14 protein-coding genes are annotated in these 18594 nt (G+C 51.0%); 10 read left to right on the top strand and 4 right to left on the bottom strand.

Going from position 1 to position 18594, the window contains the following annotated elements:
* Positions 1–42: 42 nt before the first annotated feature.
* From ACJJI7_RS17060 to trxB, 3 genes are all read right to left on the bottom strand, one after another.
* Positions 43–762: an arginyltransferase gene (locus ACJJI7_RS17060; protein WP_020415263.1), complete on the bottom strand. Its 720-nt coding sequence runs from the start codon at positions 760–762 to the stop codon at positions 43–45.
* Positions 755–1447 (bottom strand): leucyl/phenylalanyl-tRNA--protein transferase, encoded by a 693-nt coding sequence (gene aat, locus ACJJI7_RS17065; protein WP_444902641.1) that lies wholly within the window; start codon positions 1445–1447, stop codon positions 755–757. Before aat ends, ACJJI7_RS17060 begins: the two co-directional genes overlap by 8 nt.
* 95 nt (positions 1448–1542) lie before the next feature.
* Positions 1543–2487, bottom strand: a complete 945-nt coding sequence (gene trxB, locus ACJJI7_RS17070) for a thioredoxin-disulfide reductase (protein ID WP_282950717.1) — start codon at positions 2485–2487, stop codon at positions 1543–1545.
* A gap of 446 nt (positions 2488–2933) precedes the next feature.
* Between trxB and ACJJI7_RS17075 the strand changes: the two genes are divergently transcribed.
* The 8 genes from ACJJI7_RS17075 (at position 2934) to ACJJI7_RS17110 (ending at position 11881) form a co-directional block, all read left to right on the top strand.
* Positions 2934–3251, top strand: coding sequence for a hypothetical protein (locus ACJJI7_RS17075; protein WP_282950716.1), 318 nt, complete (start codon positions 2934–2936; stop codon positions 3249–3251).
* A 679-nt stretch (positions 3252–3930) separates the two neighbouring features.
* A complete protein-coding gene (locus ACJJI7_RS17080) occupies positions 3931–6273 on the top strand; it encodes a DNA translocase FtsK (RefSeq protein WP_444901665.1) in 2343 nt (780 codons plus the stop codon).
* Between the two features lie 93 nt (positions 6274–6366).
* The gene (gene lolA / locus ACJJI7_RS17085; protein ID WP_020415268.1) at positions 6367–6978 is read left to right on the top strand and encodes an outer membrane lipoprotein periplasmic chaperone LolA; all 612 of its coding nucleotides are present in this window, start codon (positions 6367–6369) and stop codon (positions 6976–6978) included.
* Positions 6971–8314: a replication-associated recombination protein A gene (locus ACJJI7_RS17090; RefSeq protein ID WP_282950715.1), complete on the top strand. Its 1344-nt coding sequence runs from the start codon at positions 6971–6973 to the stop codon at positions 8312–8314. Before lolA ends, ACJJI7_RS17090 begins: the two co-directional genes overlap by 8 nt.
* Positions 8315–8333: 19 nt before the next feature.
* Positions 8334–8708 carry a fluoride efflux transporter CrcB gene (crcB, locus tag ACJJI7_RS17095; protein WP_020415270.1) on the top strand — a complete coding sequence of 125 codons (375 nt, stop codon included), beginning with the start codon at positions 8334–8336 and terminating at the stop codon, positions 8706–8708.
* Between the two features lie 56 nt (positions 8709–8764).
* On the top strand, positions 8765–10048 hold the full coding sequence (gene serS, locus ACJJI7_RS17100; protein WP_282950714.1) for a serine--tRNA ligase: 1284 nt from the start codon (positions 8765–8767) through the stop codon (positions 10046–10048).
* Positions 10049–10139: 91 nt separating this feature from the next.
* A complete protein-coding gene (cysG, locus tag ACJJI7_RS17105; RefSeq protein WP_020415272.1) occupies positions 10140–11525 on the top strand; it encodes a siroheme synthase CysG in 1386 nt (461 codons plus the stop codon).
* Positions 11526–11617: 92 nt separating this feature from the next.
* Positions 11618–11881, top strand: coding sequence for a hypothetical protein (locus ACJJI7_RS17110; RefSeq protein WP_020415273.1), 264 nt, complete (start codon positions 11618–11620; stop codon positions 11879–11881).
* Positions 11882–11915: 34 nt separating this feature from the next.
* Here the strand turns inward: ACJJI7_RS17110 and ACJJI7_RS17115 are convergent, their stop codons facing one another.
* On the bottom strand, positions 11916–14273 hold the full coding sequence (locus ACJJI7_RS17115) for a penicillin acylase family protein (RefSeq protein WP_444901664.1): 2358 nt from the start codon (positions 14271–14273) through the stop codon (positions 11916–11918).
* Positions 14274–14567: 294 nt separating this feature from the next.
* Here ACJJI7_RS17115 and ACJJI7_RS17120 point away from each other — a divergent pair, with 294 nt between their 5' ends.
* Both ACJJI7_RS17120 and egtB read left to right on the top strand, forming a co-directional pair.
* Positions 14568–17120, top strand: coding sequence for a TonB-dependent receptor (locus tag ACJJI7_RS17120; protein ID WP_020415275.1), 2553 nt, complete (start codon positions 14568–14570; stop codon positions 17118–17120).
* A gap of 189 nt (positions 17121–17309) precedes the next feature.
* Positions 17310–18593, top strand: coding sequence for an ergothioneine biosynthesis protein EgtB (egtB, locus tag ACJJI7_RS17125; protein WP_353375351.1), 1284 nt, complete (start codon positions 17310–17312; stop codon positions 18591–18593).
* Position 18594: the final 1 nt, after the last annotated feature.

Genomic DNA, 18594 nt, shown 5'->3' on the forward strand with positions numbered 1-18594 from the left:
GCACGAAAAGGCTGAATAGAGCAAAGGGCGTGTGCTAGTGCTTTAGAGAGACTTCAGGCTCCAGCGGTTTTCCTTAAGCATTTCAATCGGTCGAAACTGGCTTTTGTAGGCCATTTTGTGGCACTGCTCTATCCAGTAACCCAGGTAGAGATTGGGGAGTCCGAGTCGCCTGGCCCATTCAATCTGGTAGAGAATGCAGTAACTGCCCAAGCTGCGCTTGTCCTCATCCGGGTCGAAGAAAGTATAGATGGCAGAGAGGCCAGCGGTGAGCAGGTCAGTAACAGCTACTGCAACCAGCTTGCCTCTAGCGCGCAACTCAATATAGCGGGTGGCTCCCCAAGCCTGGCTCAGGAAACTTCGGTATTGTTCCCGGCTGGGTGGATACATCTCTCCGTCGGCATGGCGTTGCTCAATGTAGCGAGCATACAACTCGTAGTGCTCGTCAGTATCAATAGACTCGATGTGGAAGATATCCAGGTCTCGATTGCGTTTCCAGCAGCGGCGCTGGTTGCGATCTGGTACAAACAGGTTCACCGGCACCCTTGCCGGAATGCAAGCCCTACATGTGGCACATTGTGGGCGGTATAGGTAGGCGCCACTGCGGCGGAAACCCAGCTCGGACAGACGGTTGTACAGGCGTTGGTCCACCTCTGTCTGGGGGTCCACAAAAACCGTGGTGGCCTCCCGGTCCGGCAGGTAGCCGCAGGGGTGGGGCAGCGTGGCCAGCAAGCGTACAGAATCCAGTTGCGAATATTTACCCATAAGTCCAACAAAGCTTCCAAGGCTGTGGAAATGCGGGCTGTCTAATTCCGCTTTCCAGCAATTGTTCGAAATCCCTACGGCACAATTCAATGGCCCCCAGGCTGGTCAGGTGCGGGTTACTAACCTGGCAGTCGACGAGCGGGCAGCCCCACAATTCTAATTGCCGAATGAGGTGGACAAAAGCGACTTTGGAAGCGTCTGTTTCTCTGTGAAACATCGACTCGCCAAAGAACACTTTGCCAATGGCCAGTCCATAGAGTCCTCCAACAAGCTTGCCCTCTCGCCACACCTCTACAGAGTGGGCATGGCCGAGATGATGCATATCTACGTAGGCCTGGCACATCTCATCAGTGATCCAGGTGCCATCTTCGCCGGACCTGGGCGCGCGGCAGGCATCGATGACCTCCTCGAATGCCTGGTCAAATGTAACCTGAAAGGCTCCGCGGCGCAGTACTTTGCGAAGGCTTCGCCCGATCTTAAAGTCGTGGGGAATAACTACACAGCGTGGTGAGGGGCTCCACCAGAGAATGGGTTGCTCGTCGGAGTACCAGGGGAATATCCCGCGTCGGTACGCTGCGAGCAGCCAGTCTGGTGATAGGTCACCGCCAACTGCGAGCAAACCGTTGGGATCATCCAATGCCGCTCTAGTAGGGGGGAAGTCGATATGGTTTTCATCGAGCCACATCAAGCGGCTTTGGGTATTCCTTGCCACAAGCTGACTCCTGTCCGAGGAGATGGCGGGGGTCCGGGCGGAGAGATTCCACCCGGAGTGGGAGGGTGTTACTGGGCGTCCAGGAAGCGCTCGGCGTCCAGGGCCGCCATACAGCCGGTGCCGGCAGAAGTTACAGCCTGACGGTAGATATGATCAGAGACGTCACCGGCTGCAAATACGCCGGGAATGGATGTTTGGGTGGCATTACCCTCCAGGCCGCTTTGAACGATGATATAGCCACCATTCATTTCCAGCTGACCTTCAAAGATGCCGGTATTTGGCTTATGGCCAATGGCGATAAATACACCGGACACATCCAGCTCTTTGGTGGAGTCGTCCTGGGTGCTACGAACCCGCAGTCCCGTTACGCCGTTGTCATCGCCCAAAACCTCGTCCAGAGTGTGGTGCCAGCAAACCTTGATGTTGCCGTTTTCCACTTTTTCCATCAGGCGGTCCTGCAGAATTTTCTCCGCACGCAGTTCATTGCGGCGGTGAATCAGGGTTACTTCACCGGCGATATTGGACAGGTAAAGCGCCTCTTCAACGGCGGTGTTACCACCACCTACAACTGCTACTTTTTGATCGCGGTAGAAGAAACCATCGCAAGTTGCACAGGCGCTCACACCGCGCCCCTGAAAGGCTTCCTCGGACGGAAGACCTAAGTACTGGGCTGAGGCGCCAGTAGCGATGATCAGTGAGTCACAAGTGTAAGTCTCATTGCCCTTGAGGGTGAATGGGCGCTGGTTGAGGTCAACAGATTCAATGTGATCGAAAATGACCTGGGTGTCGAAACGCTCTGCGTGTTGCTGCATTTGTACCATCAAATCTGGGCCCTGCAGATCAGGGATGCCGCCCGGCCAGTTTTCAACTTCGGTTGTGGTGGTCAGCTGCCCACCTTGCTGCATACCGGTGATAACTACAGGATTCAGGTTAGCGCGGGCAGCGTAAATGGCGGCAGTGTAGCCTGCGGGGCCCGAGCCGAGAATGATCAGTCGATGATGATTGTTGCTCATGAAATTCTCTTTAAGACTGTCGGTGTGCAAAGTTTCCCCGGCGAACCGGGTTTCACAAGTCTGGCTACTTTTTGATCAGCCGGGACTATCAAGTTGGCGGATATAATAGGCGATAGTTACAAATGGGCGAAATAGTTTGCCTTAATTTGTTCCATTGGAAAGTGCTATCTGTGAGAGAGGTGTGTGACAGAGGCTCCCCCGACAATGGTTAAATGATGACAGATCATATGAATAAATTACCTTAGTAAGATAAGCTAATTGATTGATATATATGAAATTATACTTAATTAAAATTAATTCTTGGGACGGAACAAGGTTGTGCCTAAAGGTTAGGCGCCAGTCAGTTTTATGTTGGTTCAGATGTTGCCCTTGGATTTTAGATGGGAGGTAGGTGGAGGACCTGAGACTGTCAGCAGCAGGATAGGGCATCCCGCCCTTATTTCAGTTTGAATGAGGCAGTCCAGACCTTCGCAACAGAGATAGTGGATGGCGTTTTTTCTATCCGGCCACTTTTTGTTTTGAAGCCCCGTGGACATCATCGTGCAAGCCAGCACGACCTACCGGACTTGGCGGAGACCTTCGTATCGCTCAGCCGTAAAGCCAGGTGCGATATTGTTGCGGATGGGTACAATGTCCGCACTGTGGATGTTCTTGGCGCCACAAAGATTTCCCCGGAAGTATTGAAGTCTTCGTTAAAGACGCCAGGCATTGCCTTCCAAAAGGAATCTTTTGATGCGGTGGTGCACAAAATGGGTTTGCACTAGGTGATTAGTGTCGGTCAACCAATAGTCATTCAGGGGGCTTATTGAGATTGAAGCCTGGAGGACGGCTCATAGTTTGGGGGTTATTGCCTGGTACTGGCATTCTGCAGGCTGCTTTTATAGATTTTGTGCAAAAATTCAGCATGCCAGTTCATTGTGAGTCCCAGGCGTTTGATCGCTAATTTCTCTGAGAGGATCAGTTGCTATGGCACTTCAAGAGTGCTGATTTTGATGAAGTAGTACAAGTTTCTGTACTGTCTATCGTTTTAGTATGGAAGCCATACTGGGTGCTGAATTGGCCGAAGACCGCAGTAAACTGGTTGCTTTGAACCGGTTTGCGCGAAATAGGATACCGGTGAGCTTAAGACATGGGGCATCCTGGAAGGAAAGTGGGGAGGATCCATCTATCAAGGTATCTGACTGCTTCTTTCGCGCATATAAGCCAAGTTGGCGAAAAACAAATGTGCACAATCCGCGAGCGAACTAACTGAATGTTACTCATAAAAAGACTAGGGTAGAGAGCTGGATAGAAAACTGGGTCAAAGTTAGATGGTAAGGCTGGCCCCAGCTGAGCTGAAAAGCTTTATATTTAGCCAATCTTCAAAAAATCGGCATAAATTTTAGACAGGTGCCGGTTTTGCTAATCATTCTACAAACAACAAATTAGTATTGAGGTAAGCCATTGAAGGCCGAAAGTGCTACTGAAGAGACCTCTGACAAGAGCGGTGCTTTGCCGGATTCACTGATCGCCCGTTTGATTCGCGAAGGCGCATTGATCAGTTTACTAGCTGGGGCGTTATTACTCGCGATCAGTCTGCTGAGTTACGATTCTCAGGATCCCGGTTGGTCCCATACCGGGCAGTCCAGTCAAATTCACAATGCTATCGGCCCAGCTGGCGCTTGGCTTGCGGATGTATGTTTGTCACTGCTTGGTTGGATGGCTTACATATTTCCATTGCTGATCGGCTTGCGCGCATATCGTATTTTGCGTGACCGCAATGCTCGCTTCCATGGTCCTCTCTTTGCCCTCAGGGTTTTTGGATTAATCCTGGTGTTGGTCAGTGGCGCAGCGTTGGCGACATTATGTTTTGCTCCAGCGGACAACCCGTTACCGTTTTCCAATGGTGGAATTATAGGTGCAGCGCTTTCCAGTGCTACCGGTGCAAGCCTTGGTTATGTGGGAGCCACAATTTTATTACTGGCGATATTTGCTATTGGCATTACCGTGTTTACAGGCTTGTCCTGGCTAAAATTGGCGGAATCTATTGGGCGCAACGTGCTGGGATTGTTTGCTCTGCTCATTAGTTTTTATAAGCGCTGGCGCCAAAAACGAACCGAGGTGCGGGTAGCGCGTGAGGCCATAGTGGTGCGCAAAGCTGCGGTAGAAGAAGAAAAGCAACGTACAGCGAAGCGAATCCCGCCGAAGATTGAAGCCACAGCACCCAAGCCCAAGCAAAGCCCGCGTGCAGCCAAAGAGAAACAGGGAGAGCTTTTTAAAAGTGGTCCTGTTACCGGTACTTTGCCGCCTCTGGGATTATTGGACCCTGCCGACCAAAACAAGAAAGCAGGCTTCTCACGAGAGTCTTTGGAGGCCTTATCCCGGCTGCTTGAGTTAAAGCTAAAGGATTTCGGAGTGGTCGCTGAGGTGGTATCTGTTCTACCCGGTCCGGTGGTAACTCGCTTTGAAATCCAGCCAGCTCCAGGAGTGAAAGTCAGTAAAATTTCCAACCTGGCCAAAGACTTGGCGCGCTCCCTGGCGGTGATTAGTGTGCGCGTTGTGGAGGTAATTCCTGGCAAGTCAGTGGTGGGAATTGAGATTCCTAATGAGAATCGCCAGATGGTGCGTCTTAGTGAGGTGTTATCGGCAGATGTTTACGATAATGCCAAGTCGCCATTAACCCTGGCCCTGGGCCACGATATTTCCGGGCAGCCTGTAGTGGCTGATCTTGCGAAGATGCCACACCTTCTTGTAGCCGGGACTACCGGCTCCGGTAAGTCGGTCGGCATCAATGTAATGTTGCTCAGTCTGCTCTACAAGTCGACTCCTGAAGAGGTCCGCCTGATTTTGGTAGATCCAAAGATGTTGGAGTTGTCTGTTTATGAGGGCATCCCCCACCTTCTTACACCGGTTATTACTGATATGAATGATGCAGCCAATGGTCTGCGCTGGTGTGTTGGTGAAATGGAGCGCCGCTATAAGCTGATGGCTGCGATGGGTGTGCGCAACCTGGCAGGTTTTAACCGCAAGTTGAAGGAGGCGGAAGAAGCTGGGGAGCCACTTCTCGACCCATTGTGGCAACCGGATCCTGCTCTGAGCGTGCCCGAAGAGGATCAGACCGCTCCAGCGCTGAAATCGCTTCCCGCTATCGTGGTGGTTATCGATGAATTTGCCGACATGATGATGATCGTCGGTAAAAAAGTGGAGCAGTTGATTGCGCGCATCGCACAGAAGGCCCGTGCCGCAGGAATTCACTTGCTACTCGCGACCCAGCGCCCCTCAGTAGATGTGATTACTGGTTTGATCAAGGCAAATGTGCCTACCCGTATTGCTTTCCAGGTTTCTTCTAAAGTGGATTCTCGGACTATTCTCGATCAGGGTGGTGCTGAGCAGCTACTCGGGCACGGTGACATGTTGTACCTGCCCCCCGGCAGTGGTGTGCCTGTGCGGGTACATGGTGCTTTCGTGGATGACCATGAGGTGCATAAGGTAGTTGCAGATTGGGGGCGTCGCGGACAGCCAGATTATATTGATGGCATCATTGATGACAGCAATAACAGTATCCCAGTACCCGGCCTGCAATCTGAGGGAGGGGAGGATGAAGACCCAGAGGCTGATGCCCTCTATGATGAGGCAGTAGCCTTTGTAACAAAATCCCGGAAAGCCTCTATTTCTTCTGTGCAGCGCCAATTGCGTATCGGCTACAATCGGGCCGCGCGAATTATCGATGCCATGGAGGCTGCTGGTGTTGTTTCCCCTGCGGGGCATAATGGCAACCGCGAGGTATTGGCACCGCCTCCCGCTTAAGCTGAAGAGTCCGAAAAGGGGAGGTGGGGGTTAAGCTACAGTTCACTTGGCTGCGGCTAACCTTTAAGGAAATCAACACACTGGAATTCAATTATGAAAAGTGTTCTGCGCAACTTATTACTAAGTTTGACCGTTGCGACCAGTGCCGCCTGGGCCGATGCTACCGATGATCTCAGCAAACAGTTGCAACCACTGGCGGCGCTGTCTGGAAACTTCAAGCAGACCCTTATTGATGAGCGCGGGAAGGTAACCCAGGAGAGCAACGGTAACTTCTCTGTGCAACGGCCGGGAAAGCTCCGCTGGAAAACAGGGGAACCCTATGCGCAATTGTTGGTTACCAACAATAAAACCCTGTGGCTTTACGACCCGGACCTGGAGCAGGTAACCGTGCGGCCGGTTGACACCCGCATTAAGGAAACTCCGGCGTTGTTGCTTGGAGGCAAAGTAGAAGAGATCCGTAAATCCTTTGATGTAAATCTCAAAGATGGTGTTTATCACCTGACTCCCAAAAACCCCAAAGCCCCTTTTAAGGCAATGGAAATCCACTTTGCTAAGGATGGCTTGCCTGATTCCATGACTGTGCGTGATGGAATGGGGCAGACCACCAAAATTAAATTTAGCGGTATGAAGGCAAACCCGAAATTGTCCGACTCTATATTTAACTTTAAACCGCCCGCTGGTACCGACATTATCAAAGATGAGTGATCTGTTTCATTCCCCTCAAAGACACCAACCCCTGGCTGCTCGTATGCGGCCTAACTCTCTGGCCTCTTATGTGGGCCAGTCGCATTTATTGGGGGAGGGAAAACCGTTGCGCGAGGCGGTGGAGCGTGGTCAGCTGCACTCAATGATTCTTTGGGGGCCACCGGGAGTGGGTAAAACTACTTTCGCCCGATTACTCGCCCAGGAGTGTGATGCTCGCTTTGCCACACTTTCTGCCGTACTGGCTGGAGTAAAGGATATTCGCCAGGCAGTAGCGGAGGCCGAGCAACACAGGATGCAATCCAGCCGCGGCACTATCCTTTTTGTGGATGAGGTTCATCGTTTCAATAAGGCCCAGCAGGATGCGTTTCTTCCCTATGTGGAGGAGGGCACTGTAACTTTCGTTGGCGCCACCACCGAGAACCCCGCTTTCGAGTTAAATAATGCGCTCCTATCGAGGTGCCGAGTTTATCTGTTACGCAGCATTCCCGAAGATGATCTAGCGGGCCTTTTGCAGCGTGCATTGAGAACCGATCAACAGTTGCTCGACCGCAATACCTGTGTACCAGATGAGGTGTTGCTCAAGATTGCGCGTGCGGCCGATGGCGATGCGCGCAGTGCGCTCAATCTACTCGAGGTGGCCTGTGACCTCGCCAAAGAGCAGTCGGGACAGTTGGTTGTCGATGAAAGTGTACTTGCTGAAGTGCTCAGCGCTGATGTGCGTCGTTTCGATAAAGGTGGTGATTATTTTTACGATCAGATTTCTGCCATGCATAAGTCTGTACGTGGTTCCGATCCAGATGCTGCACTTTATTGGTTTGTACGGATGCTGGATGGTGGTTGTGATCCACTTTACGTCGCCCGCAGAGTGGTGCGTATGGCCAGTGAGGACATAGGCAACGCAGACCCGCGCGCATTACAGTTAGCTCTCAACGCCTGGGATGTGCAGGAGAGACTTGGCAGCCCAGAGGGGGAATTGGCAATCGCCCAGGCGATTACGTATCTCGCTGTGGCAGCGAAAAGCAATGCAGTCTATTCGGCTTATAAGCGCGCAGTTGCAGATGTACGTCGCGAGCCTAGCTACGATGTGCCGGTCCACTTGCGCAACGCGCCCACCAAGCTGGCAAAAAGCTTGTCCCATGGAGCTGAGTATCGCTATGCACATGACGAGCCCGATGCCTTTGCCGCGGGAGAAAACTATTTTCCAGAAGAAATTGCGGATCGCCAGTATTACCAGCCTGTCCCGCGGGGGCTGGAATTGAAGATCGCTGAAAAATTGCAGATGCTGCGCCGTCTCAATAGCGAGAGTGGCCAGCAGCGCTACAAATTCAAGCCATAGGTATTAGGGGGAAGCAGTAATGCAGTGGCTGGCTATTGCCGTTGGCGGTGCTCTCGGGGCAATCTTTCGCCACTTGGTTACTATATGGTGCTATCCGGTATTCAACGGTAAATTCCCCCTGGGTACCTTGGTGGTTAACATTGTCGGTTCATTTTTAATCGGAATTGCCTATATATTGATCACTCACCGTGCAATGCTCGGGGAGGAATGGCGACTCCTGTTAATGACCGGGTTGTTTGGTGCCCTAACTACCTTTTCCACTTTCTCCCTAGAAAGCTTGATACTGTGGCACAATGGCCAGCCATTGGTGGCAATTGGCTATGTTGTCGGCAGCCTGGTGAGTTGTCTGTTAGCCACTGGAGCCGCTGTCGCCTTGGCGACACGCTATTTTTAACCCAAGTTTATTTAATTTTAAGTTGTAGGAGCCTGATAGCAGGCGAACTGGAAACGATGCTCGATCCCAAACTGATTCGCACGGATATGGACCAAGTGGCCGCAGCTCTAAAAAAGCGTGGTGTAGAACTGGATACTGCCAAACTGGAAGCCCTTGAGGAGCGCCGCAAAGAATTGCAGGTGCGCACTGAGAGCTTGCAAAGCGAGCGCAATAGTAAATCGAAAAATATTGGCCGTGCTAAGGCCAATGGTGAAGATATTGCGCCCTTGCTGAAAGAAGTGGAGTCCCTTGGGGGTGAGCTGCAAAATGCCAAGCATGCATTGACTGAGTTACAGGAAGAACTCGATGCGATCCTGTCGGCAATCCCGAACCTGCCAGATGCATCTGTGCCTGAGGGCGAGAACGAAGATGATAACGTTGAGGTTCGTCGCTGGGGGCAGCCACGCGCATTCGGCTTCGAAGTTAAGGATCATGTGGATCTTGGAACCCAGTTGGGTGGCTTAGATTTCGAAATGGCCGCAAAGCTGACAGGCTCACGTTTTGCCGTAATGTCTGGCGAGGTCGCACGTCTGCACCGAGCCTTGGCGCAATTCATGCTGGATACCCATATCGAAGAGCATGGTTACCAGGAAACTAATGTACCGGTAGTTGTGAACAGTGACTCCCTCTACGGTACTTCTCAGCTACCCAAGTTTGAAGAAGACCTGTTCAAGCTTAAAGATGAACGTGGTTTCTACCTGATTCCAACTGCGGAAGTCCCACTAACCAATATGTACAGAGATCATATTGTTGAGGATGCAGAAACCCTGCCGCACAAACTGGTTGCTCACACGACTTGTTTTCGGTCTGAAGCAGGCTCCCACGGTCGTGACACCCGCGGCATGATTCGCCAGCACCAGTTTGAAAAAGTGGAACTGGTTTGGGTAACACGTCCGGAACAATCTGAAGAGGCTCTGGAAACCCTTACACAGAATGCAGAAACCATTCTGCAAAAACTCAATCTGCCATATCGCACTGTAGTGTTGTGCGGTGGCGATATTGGCTTCGCCGCCCGCAAGACCTACGATATCGAAGTTTGGATACCTTCCCAGGATAAATACCGCGAGATTTCCTCCTGTTCTCTAGTAGGTGATTTTCAGGCCCGCCGTATGAAAGCCCGCTGGCGCAATCCGGAAACTGGTAAACCGGAGCTGGTGCATACCCTGAATGGATCAGGGCTCGCAGTGGGACGAACCCTGATCGCGGTTTTGGAAAACTACCAGCGCGAGGATGGCAGCATTGAGATTCCTGAAGTGCTGCGTCCCTATATGCGCGGCCAGGAAGTTATCTCAGCTTCCTAAGGGCAGTTATCTGAAAGGGTGGGCTTTGTGCTTGCCCTTTTTTGTTGCCGGAACTTATTTTGCTCCGCCTGCTATTTGATGGAATAAAAAGTTGCGCTATTTACCCCTCGCATTTGATGTCAGACAACGCCCCTGCCTAATAGTTGGCGGTGGTTCTATTGCCACCCGTAAAGCGCGTTTGCTCAGTAAAGCTGGTGCGCGCTTGCTAGTGGTTTCCCCGGATATTACCGATGAGCTTCGTCAACTGGTGACAGATTCAGCTGGGGAATGGTTTGAAGCTGGTTATTCTGCTGAATATTTGCAGCGAACAGAACTGGTTGTGGCGGCATCTGACAGTACGGAAGTCAATGCGCAGGTTTCTGCCGATGCGCAGGCCGTACGCTTACCCGTTAATGCAGTGGATGCTCCGGATCTGTGTACTTTCACTTTCCCGGCAATTGTGGAGCGCGGGGATCTATCTATAGGGATCAGCAGCGGAGGAGCTGCCCCGGTCCTGGCACGAAGAATTCGTGCCCAGCTTGAGGCCTTGCTATCGCCGAGTGTCGCGTCCTTGGTGGACTTAGCTTCCCGGATGCGCGCTAAAGTTAAAGCGGCACTGCCAGAAAGCCGGCGTAAGAATTTCTGGGAGTGGGTATTTGCCGGGCCCGTCGCCAGTCGAATGGAAGCAGGCCAGCTGGCAGATGCGGAGAGAGAGCTACTTGAAGCGTTACAAGAGTGGCAAGGCAGCCCCAACCCAGTAGGGGAAGTTTACTTAGTGGGTGGGGGACCAGGAGATCCCGATCTTCTTACTTTTCGTGCATTGCGCCTGATGCAGCAGGCGGATGTTGTACTTTACGATCGTTTAGTATCTCCAGAGGTACTTGAGTTGGTACGTCGGGACGCCGAACGCATTTACGTTGGAAAAAGGAAGGCGTTTCACTCGGTGCCCCAGGATGATATCAACCAGCTACTGGTTGACTTGGCGAGTAAGGGGAAAAAGGTGTTGCGCCTGAAAGGCGGGGACCCCTTTATCTTTGGTCGCGGCGGCGAAGAGATCGATAGGCTGGCTGGAGCGGGAATCCCATTCCAGGTAGTACCGGGTATTACTGCGGCTGCGGGTTGTGCGAGCTATGCGGGTATTCCCTTGACGCATCGAGATCATGCCCAGTCGGTACGATTTGTCACCGGACATTTAAAGGAGGGCAATCTCGACCTGCCTTGGAGTGATCTGGCGTCGCCAGGCCAAACATTGGTTTTCTACATGGGCCTGACAGGGCTGCAGACAATTTGTACCGAGCTGACCCGTCATGGGTTGCCACCTGAAACACCTGCAGCTCTGATTGAAAAGGGGACTACGCGGGCGCAGAGAGTGACTGTGGGAGACCTCTCCACATTGCCAGCGCTGGCAGAAGAAAAAGCTGTGCGCGCCCCAACCCTGACCATTATCGGTGGAGTCGTCAGTTTGCATGAGAAGCTGAACTGGTACCAGCCTGGCTGAGAAAGTAGCCTGGAAGACCTGCGTGGGTTAGGGTCCAGCTGAGTTTGGCACAGAACCTATACTGAGAGTAATTTTTCAGTGGGGTTTGTGGCATGCTGCTGGCGATCCTTTGCTTTTATTGCACTAATATTGTGCGCTTTTTCCTTCCGCAACAGCGGGAGTTTCCATTAGTTGATCCAGCTGACTACTATTCCCGCCGTTACACTTATCATTACCGGCAAAAGAAAGAGTTGGTGAAATGGTTGTGGATAGGGGTTTCACTGGTGATGCTATGTTTCCCACTATTGCCTTTGGTGCTTGGGCTCAGCTTCTTCACCCTTTTCCTGTCTTTTGCCATTCTCGATGAAACGGCGTGACACCCCTGTAAGAGGTGTCCTTGCAATTTTTACTTTAGTGAAGTGTGAGCTTGTAGTGGGTTTCCTGTTCAATCAGGGGGGAAGGGTTTCCCTCTACCCAGTCACGATGTCCGCTGTCGAAAAATGGGGAGAGGGGATGGCCACTCTGCCCGGTTGCCATATGGAATATTCCCAAGTCCTCACGTCCAGGTGAAATCACCATGCGCTCAGATGCCCCATGAGTGGGCGACTGGAACCGGGGCATATGTGTATCCCCCGCCAGTGCATCGCTGGGCATTGCAGCAAACCAGTTTATGGCAGGGATAGCTCTTGCAAGTGGGTGGCGAATAGTAGCCGTATTTTGAGCGCCCCAGGTTTGCTGCTGTAAAGGGCTTCCTGTTGCAGCCATTTTATCCAAGACCTGGTTCAGTGCTGCGAGTTTGAGGGCTGTCCAGGATTCAAAATCTGGATTAAGCAATTGCTGTGGTTCCTGCTGAGCCAGTGCCCAGATAGGATACTCAAATTGTCTTTTTAATTGGCCAAAAGAAAACTTGGGGTCAAACTTGCGCATGTAGGCCAGGATAGGAGCAGTGCTAAGTTCCATAAATTTAAGGCGGTAATTGCGCACAATTCGGTAGCCCACTGAATCGGCACTGGCGCGAGCGCCCCAATCCTGAACCTGCTGGTAAACTTCGCTATAGCCCTCCTGATTTTTTAAAAAACCAGCCAGGTGCTCTTGCCACCGTTGCAGGAATATAGCGCGGTCATCGAGTTGGATATTTAGTAAGCTTTGTTCGTCGAACTGCTCAAGAGCGAGCAACCCATCGCGAATTTGCTGCTGGCGGGCACCGAGGGCATAGCCGTGGTCACCCATCAATTTCAACCAGTCTCCGTCGGTTGTGCGGGCATTGGCGGTCCAGATACGGTGAGTGGGTGGATTGTAAATGCGTGGCTGCTCTTCGGTTGAAAGGTATCCATTCCAGTAGGCTTCTCCATCAGCCCAGCTGACTGAGCGACTACCATCAAAGCCAACACGACGGGGGATAGCCCCAGCCACAGTCCAGCCGATATTGCCATCCCGGTCACCGACAACAAAATTCTGGTGGGGAATGCCAATTTCTGGTCCAAGATCCAGAGCCTGTTGTGTGGTGGTGGCTGACTCAATGCGCAACAGGTTCATGTTGCCACCTCGAATATCATGGGCTATCCAGCGGTAGGCCAGCGGGACTCCACGATAGTTTTGGCCGATGACCGGCCCCCAGATTGTTTTGCGGACCTCTAGTGTCTCATCCTCTTTACCCTTAATTGCAATAGTTTCTTTCTCGAAGGTGAAGTCCCGCCAGCCATCCGGGGTTCGATATTTGGTAGCGCCCTCATTTAACTCCAGTGGGATAAGATCGCCCCAGTCACCGCCGGTATTGGTGAACCCCCAGGCTACCGCACCGTTACTGCCAGCCACAATAATTGGGCCGCCGGGTAGGGTGACGCCGCGTATTTTTCTATCGCTCCCGGGAATATTCCAACCGGCGCGATACCAGATGTTCGGAACACTTAACCCTAGATGCATATCATTGGCTAAGATGGCACTGCCATGCTCGGTCAATTTTCCACCAACTACCCAATTGTTACTGCCGTAAACTTTATCGTCGCTCTCCATCTCCTGATAAACAATAGGATCGTCCGCTTTCAGCAGTGTAGATATGGGGGTTTGGGGAACAGGGATCTCGGCTTCATTTGGGCCGAAAAGAGGGGCATCCCAAGTCCCGCCTGCAGGGAAAAAGAAAGCGTATAGGTCTTCAGGCAGGAGTTCGGCTAGCGCAGTATCGCGACGTTCAAAATTTCCTTCCTCACTTTGTAACGTCAAGTACATACTGTAAGTTGCCAGCAAGCTGTCGGCGGCATTCCAAGGGCGGGGTTCTTGTCCCAGTAATAAATACTCCCAAGGTTTTGCTCCGAGTTGAGTCAAGCCGAAATTGACCCCTTGTACATAGTGATCGAGCAACTCACGTTGATCAGAGGGCATGACAGCAATATTTCGCTCTGCCCGCTTGCGAAATTGGTGCCTTCTCACCTTTTTATCTTTTTTCAAGGCGGCTTGGCCCAGTAACTCGGATAGTTCACCTGCGGAGTTGCGGCGCAACAAGTCCATCTGGAAAAAGCGCTCCTGTGCATGCAGAAAACCCAGGGCGAAGGCGGAGCTGTTTCGGTCCTTGGACTGAATCATGACCACCCCTTGGGCATCGCGCTGGATTACGACGGGCTCCTCAAGTGAGCCAGTTTCAATTTCGCCACTCAGAATTGGCAGGCTTGATCGCCACCAGGCCCAAATGGAAACTGCAGCCAGAACAAAAATGACTGCCAAAATAATTGGTAAGCGGAACTTCCAGCTTTTTAGATAGGACGTGCGCGCCATAATTCTTCCTGCAAAATATTATTTTATTGGGTCTTGGCCATATCGGGTTAGATTACCATTCGACTTGTGCGAGTTACTACAGAACACACATTGGTAACTTTTCGTGACGTTACTTTGTACACAATTTCCCACATTAACCTGTCTTTTCGCACATTCCTTCGCAAAACTGACCAGTCACCAGAAAAAGGTCATATCGGGGTTTTAAATCCGAAAATGCGATCGTAAGATGGCGTGGAATAACAAAAATAATAAACCGAGATCATCACGCTGTATAACAATAAACGCGAGGACGCGATGATGCACGATGTTGGTAGAACCGCAAAAACCCGTCAATTTAATCTATCTATCCTCTCTGGAGCCGTTGCCTTCATTACCGCTGTCAGTGGTAATGTGCAGGCTGCTGAAATTGAAGAGGTAGTAGTTACTGCCCAGAAGCGCGCGGAAAATCTACAGGAAGTTCCAATCGCGATTACCGCTTTTACTGGAGATAATATAAAAGAGTCAGGTGTCAAAAATCTGACTGACCTGGGGAGATATACGCCAGGCGTTGAAATGCACAATGATACTGCGCTGCAGCCTACTTACAGTGTGCGTGGCATCCAAACCAATGACTGGACCGTGGGATCAGATCCCGCTGTTGCTGTTTATGTGGACGGAGTTTATACCGGTCGTGGAGCTGGTGCCGAAATACCCCTAACCGATATCGAGAGGGTTGAAGTACTTAAAGGGCCACAGGGTACTTTATTTGGTCGCAATGCAACCGGCGGTGCGATCCATATCATCACCACTAAGCCGCAGGCAGATGACTCCACACAATTGAGTCTCACTGCAGGTAATTATGGGCGCCAGTCATCGGACTTACTGGTGAACCGCCAATTTACAGATAATCTGTATGGGCGCTTTTCTGCGTCGACCAATCGCCGAGATCCTTTTGCAGACAACTTAGCTGGCGGCTTCTCCGTAGGTGACCAGGATACCCAGACCTACCGGGCTTCTGTGTTATGGGAGCCTACTCAAGATACTGAAGTGTTGTGGCGTGCTGACTATGGCGTGATGGATCAGGGCAGTGCTTTACGTACGACTATAGTGCCCAGTCTACAGGGTGAAACAGACGTATTTGGCGATTTTGCCCTGGATACACCAACTATTGAGGATCGTGACTCTTTTGGTACCTCGCTGACAGTCACAAGCGATTTCGACAACTTCACTTTTACTTCGATCACAGCATATCGTGAATTCGATGCGCACCTCCAGCAGGACGAAGATGGCACTGCAAACCCGGATTATATGTTTGGCTCGGCCAATACGGACGATCAGAGCCAGTTCTCCCAGGAATTCAGGTTGAATGGAGCCACAGACAACATTAAGTGGACTTTGGGTGCTTCTTATTCCCAGGAGGAGGTAGACCATACAACTTATGCTTACTTCACCACCGGTTCAGTAGAATCCTTTGCTGTGTATGAGGGCGTTAAGGCCGCTTATCCTGACCTCACTCAAACAGAGCAAGAGGATATGGCGGTTATTACACGTCAACTTCTTCAGCAAGCTGGTCGTGAAGGTGTTGCCAGTGCCACTTTTGTGTATGACTTGATGCTCCAAACTGGGCAAGTAGATGCTTTACTTGCCGCCCTAGGGGCACCGAGTACGGTAACGGGAAGTATGCTGCAGGCTGATGCCGTAGTGGCGCAAATGATGGCTGGCTTTCAGCCTTGGGTTGCTTCAGATACGCCATGGAATGAGAGTGTTCGTAACACGGGGGATTATCGCTCAAGTGCCATATATGGAGATATGACTTGGAGTATCACCGACAAAATGGACCTTACGGTAGGTGCACGTTATACCTACGATCAAAAGGATTTCACGATTGAAACAGCCTATGGCAACAGTATTCCACTGTCACTTTCTGGTGGGCCAGTGCCCCTAGTCGATGGTGATGGAAATGTTATCGATGTAATCACGTTCCCAGAAATAGACCTGGGGTCTCAGCTATTTGGTATCGCCTTCTTTAATAATGGCCAGCCAGTTCTAGACTCCAAGTTGAGTGATAGCTGGAGTGATATTTCCGGGCGTATCGTGCTGGATTATCGTTGGACTGAGGAGATGATGACCTATATCTCTCTGGCTGATGGCTTTAAGGCCGGTGGGTTTAACAGCCTCAATTTTGGACCGGGCGTTGAACCCTCTTTTGATCAGGAGGATGTTGTTAACCTGGAGGTGGGTCTTAAGAGCAGCCTGTTTGACAATCGGGTACGCCTGAATGCCTCACTGTATAGCTATGAATACAAAAACTTACAGGAACTGGACCTGGTCGGCACTCCCATTCCCAGTTATAACCTGAGGAACTCCGATGCGGAGGGTACAGGTGCTGAGATAGAAGTGCAGTGGGCTGCGACAGACAACCTGTTCATTGCCGGTAATTACTCTTACTTGGATACCGAATTCACTGATTATCAAATCATCGAGGCTATTGGTGAAACGGAAGAAGACTCAAAAGTGGGTCAGGCAAGGGTTTCCACTCCAGAGAATAAATTTAATCTAATGGCAGAGTACACCGTAAACCTTGCCAGCGGAGGAGAATTTATTTTCCGTGGTGATTACAACTGGACCGATGAGCGGATTGGTTCGATTACTGATCGCACTCGTATCGTTGATGATTACCAGTTGTTTAACTTGCGAGCCGCCTGGAATAGTGCTTCCGATAATTATTCTGTAGCTCTCTGGGTACAGAACCTTACTGATGAGGAGATTGCTGGAGGCTATGGCGGCACAGGTGCGGCCATTGGCGCCAGTCCAGCGTGGCGATTTATGCCGAGAATGTATGGGGCTGATTTCACTGCACGATTTTAATTGAATATTTAATGTTAACATGATGAGAGTGCGGGCCGGTTTTACCGGCCCTTTTTTTTGCATAGTTCTGTTTCTGTAAACAAACTGGCGTGATTTTATTCATGTAGGCCTGCAAGCTCGTGGGAATGCACCTAAAACTGCGTATGATGATTTCAATAGAACAGAAATGTGGTGTAACCGATTATTGATATGGCAATTTTTGCAGGCGAAGTATCTTTAGAAGAAGTACAGCAGCAAATTCTTACAGCATATCGAAGAGTTCGGGGGGAGACAGAGCGTCTTGCTGAGCCTTTGTCCGCTGAGGATATGCAGCTCCAATCCATGCCGGATGCCAGCCCTACAAAGTGGCATTTGGCCCATACCAGTTGGTTTTTTGAGACCTTTGTGCTTAATTCCCGCCTACCGGGATACAGGACTTTCGATCAACACTTTCATCATCTTTTTAACTCCTATTACAACAGCTTGGGAACACCATTCACGCGATCGCAGCGCGGCTTGATTTCCCGTCCGGATATTGATCGAGTTTACGCCTATCGCAAGTCTGTAGATACTGGGATTGAGAAGCTGTTAAAAGATTCCCCGTGCTCATCAAACTTGGCGTCACTCATAGCTCTGGGCCTCAATCATGAGCAGCAGCATCAGGAGCTTTTACTAACAGATATTAAGCACGCTCTGTCGCTGAATCCTTTGGCTCCTGCTTATAGTGATGGGATACCGGAAGAGGAATCTGCAACTGCTGAGCCACTGCGCTGGTTGGAGATTCCAGGTGGCTGCTATGGCATTGGTAGTGAGGGTGAGGACTTTTTCTTTGATAACGAGGGTCCTGCCCATCAGCAGCTTGTACAGGAATTTTCCATAGCATCCCGCCTGGTAACTAATGGAGAATACCTCGCATTTATTGAAGATGGTGGTTATCAGCAACATCGCTTGTGGTTGTCGGACGGCTGGGCTTTGGTTCAACAAAATCAGCACAGACATCCTTTGTATTGGAGGGAAACTGAGAACGGTTGGCAACAGTTTAGCTTACACGGATTACAGCCGTTGAATGAGGCAGAGCCTGTACATCATTTGTCGTTCTATGAGGCTGATGCTTTTGCCACATGGGCCGGTAAGCGCCTACCCACAGAATTTGAGTGGGAGGCTGCTGCTTGTCACTTGCGCCAGCTTGATCAACTGGCTACTGCCAATCTGCTGGAAAAACGCTTCCTCAAACCTCTGCCTGCCCGTCGAGGGCAAACCCAATTCCTGGGGGATCTATGGGAGTGGACTTCCAGCTCCTACCTGCCGTATCACGGTTTTAAGGCTCGTGAAGATGCTGTAGGTGAATATAACGGCAAGTTTATGTGTAATCAGAAAGTTCTTCGAGGCGGTTCATTTGCTACGCCATCGGATCATATCAGAATCAGCTATAGAAATTTCTTTTATCCACATCAAGCGTGGCAATTTACCGGGGTCCGTTTAGCAGGAGACTAAA

It is taken from the genome of Microbulbifer variabilis (genome assembly GCF_056232115.1).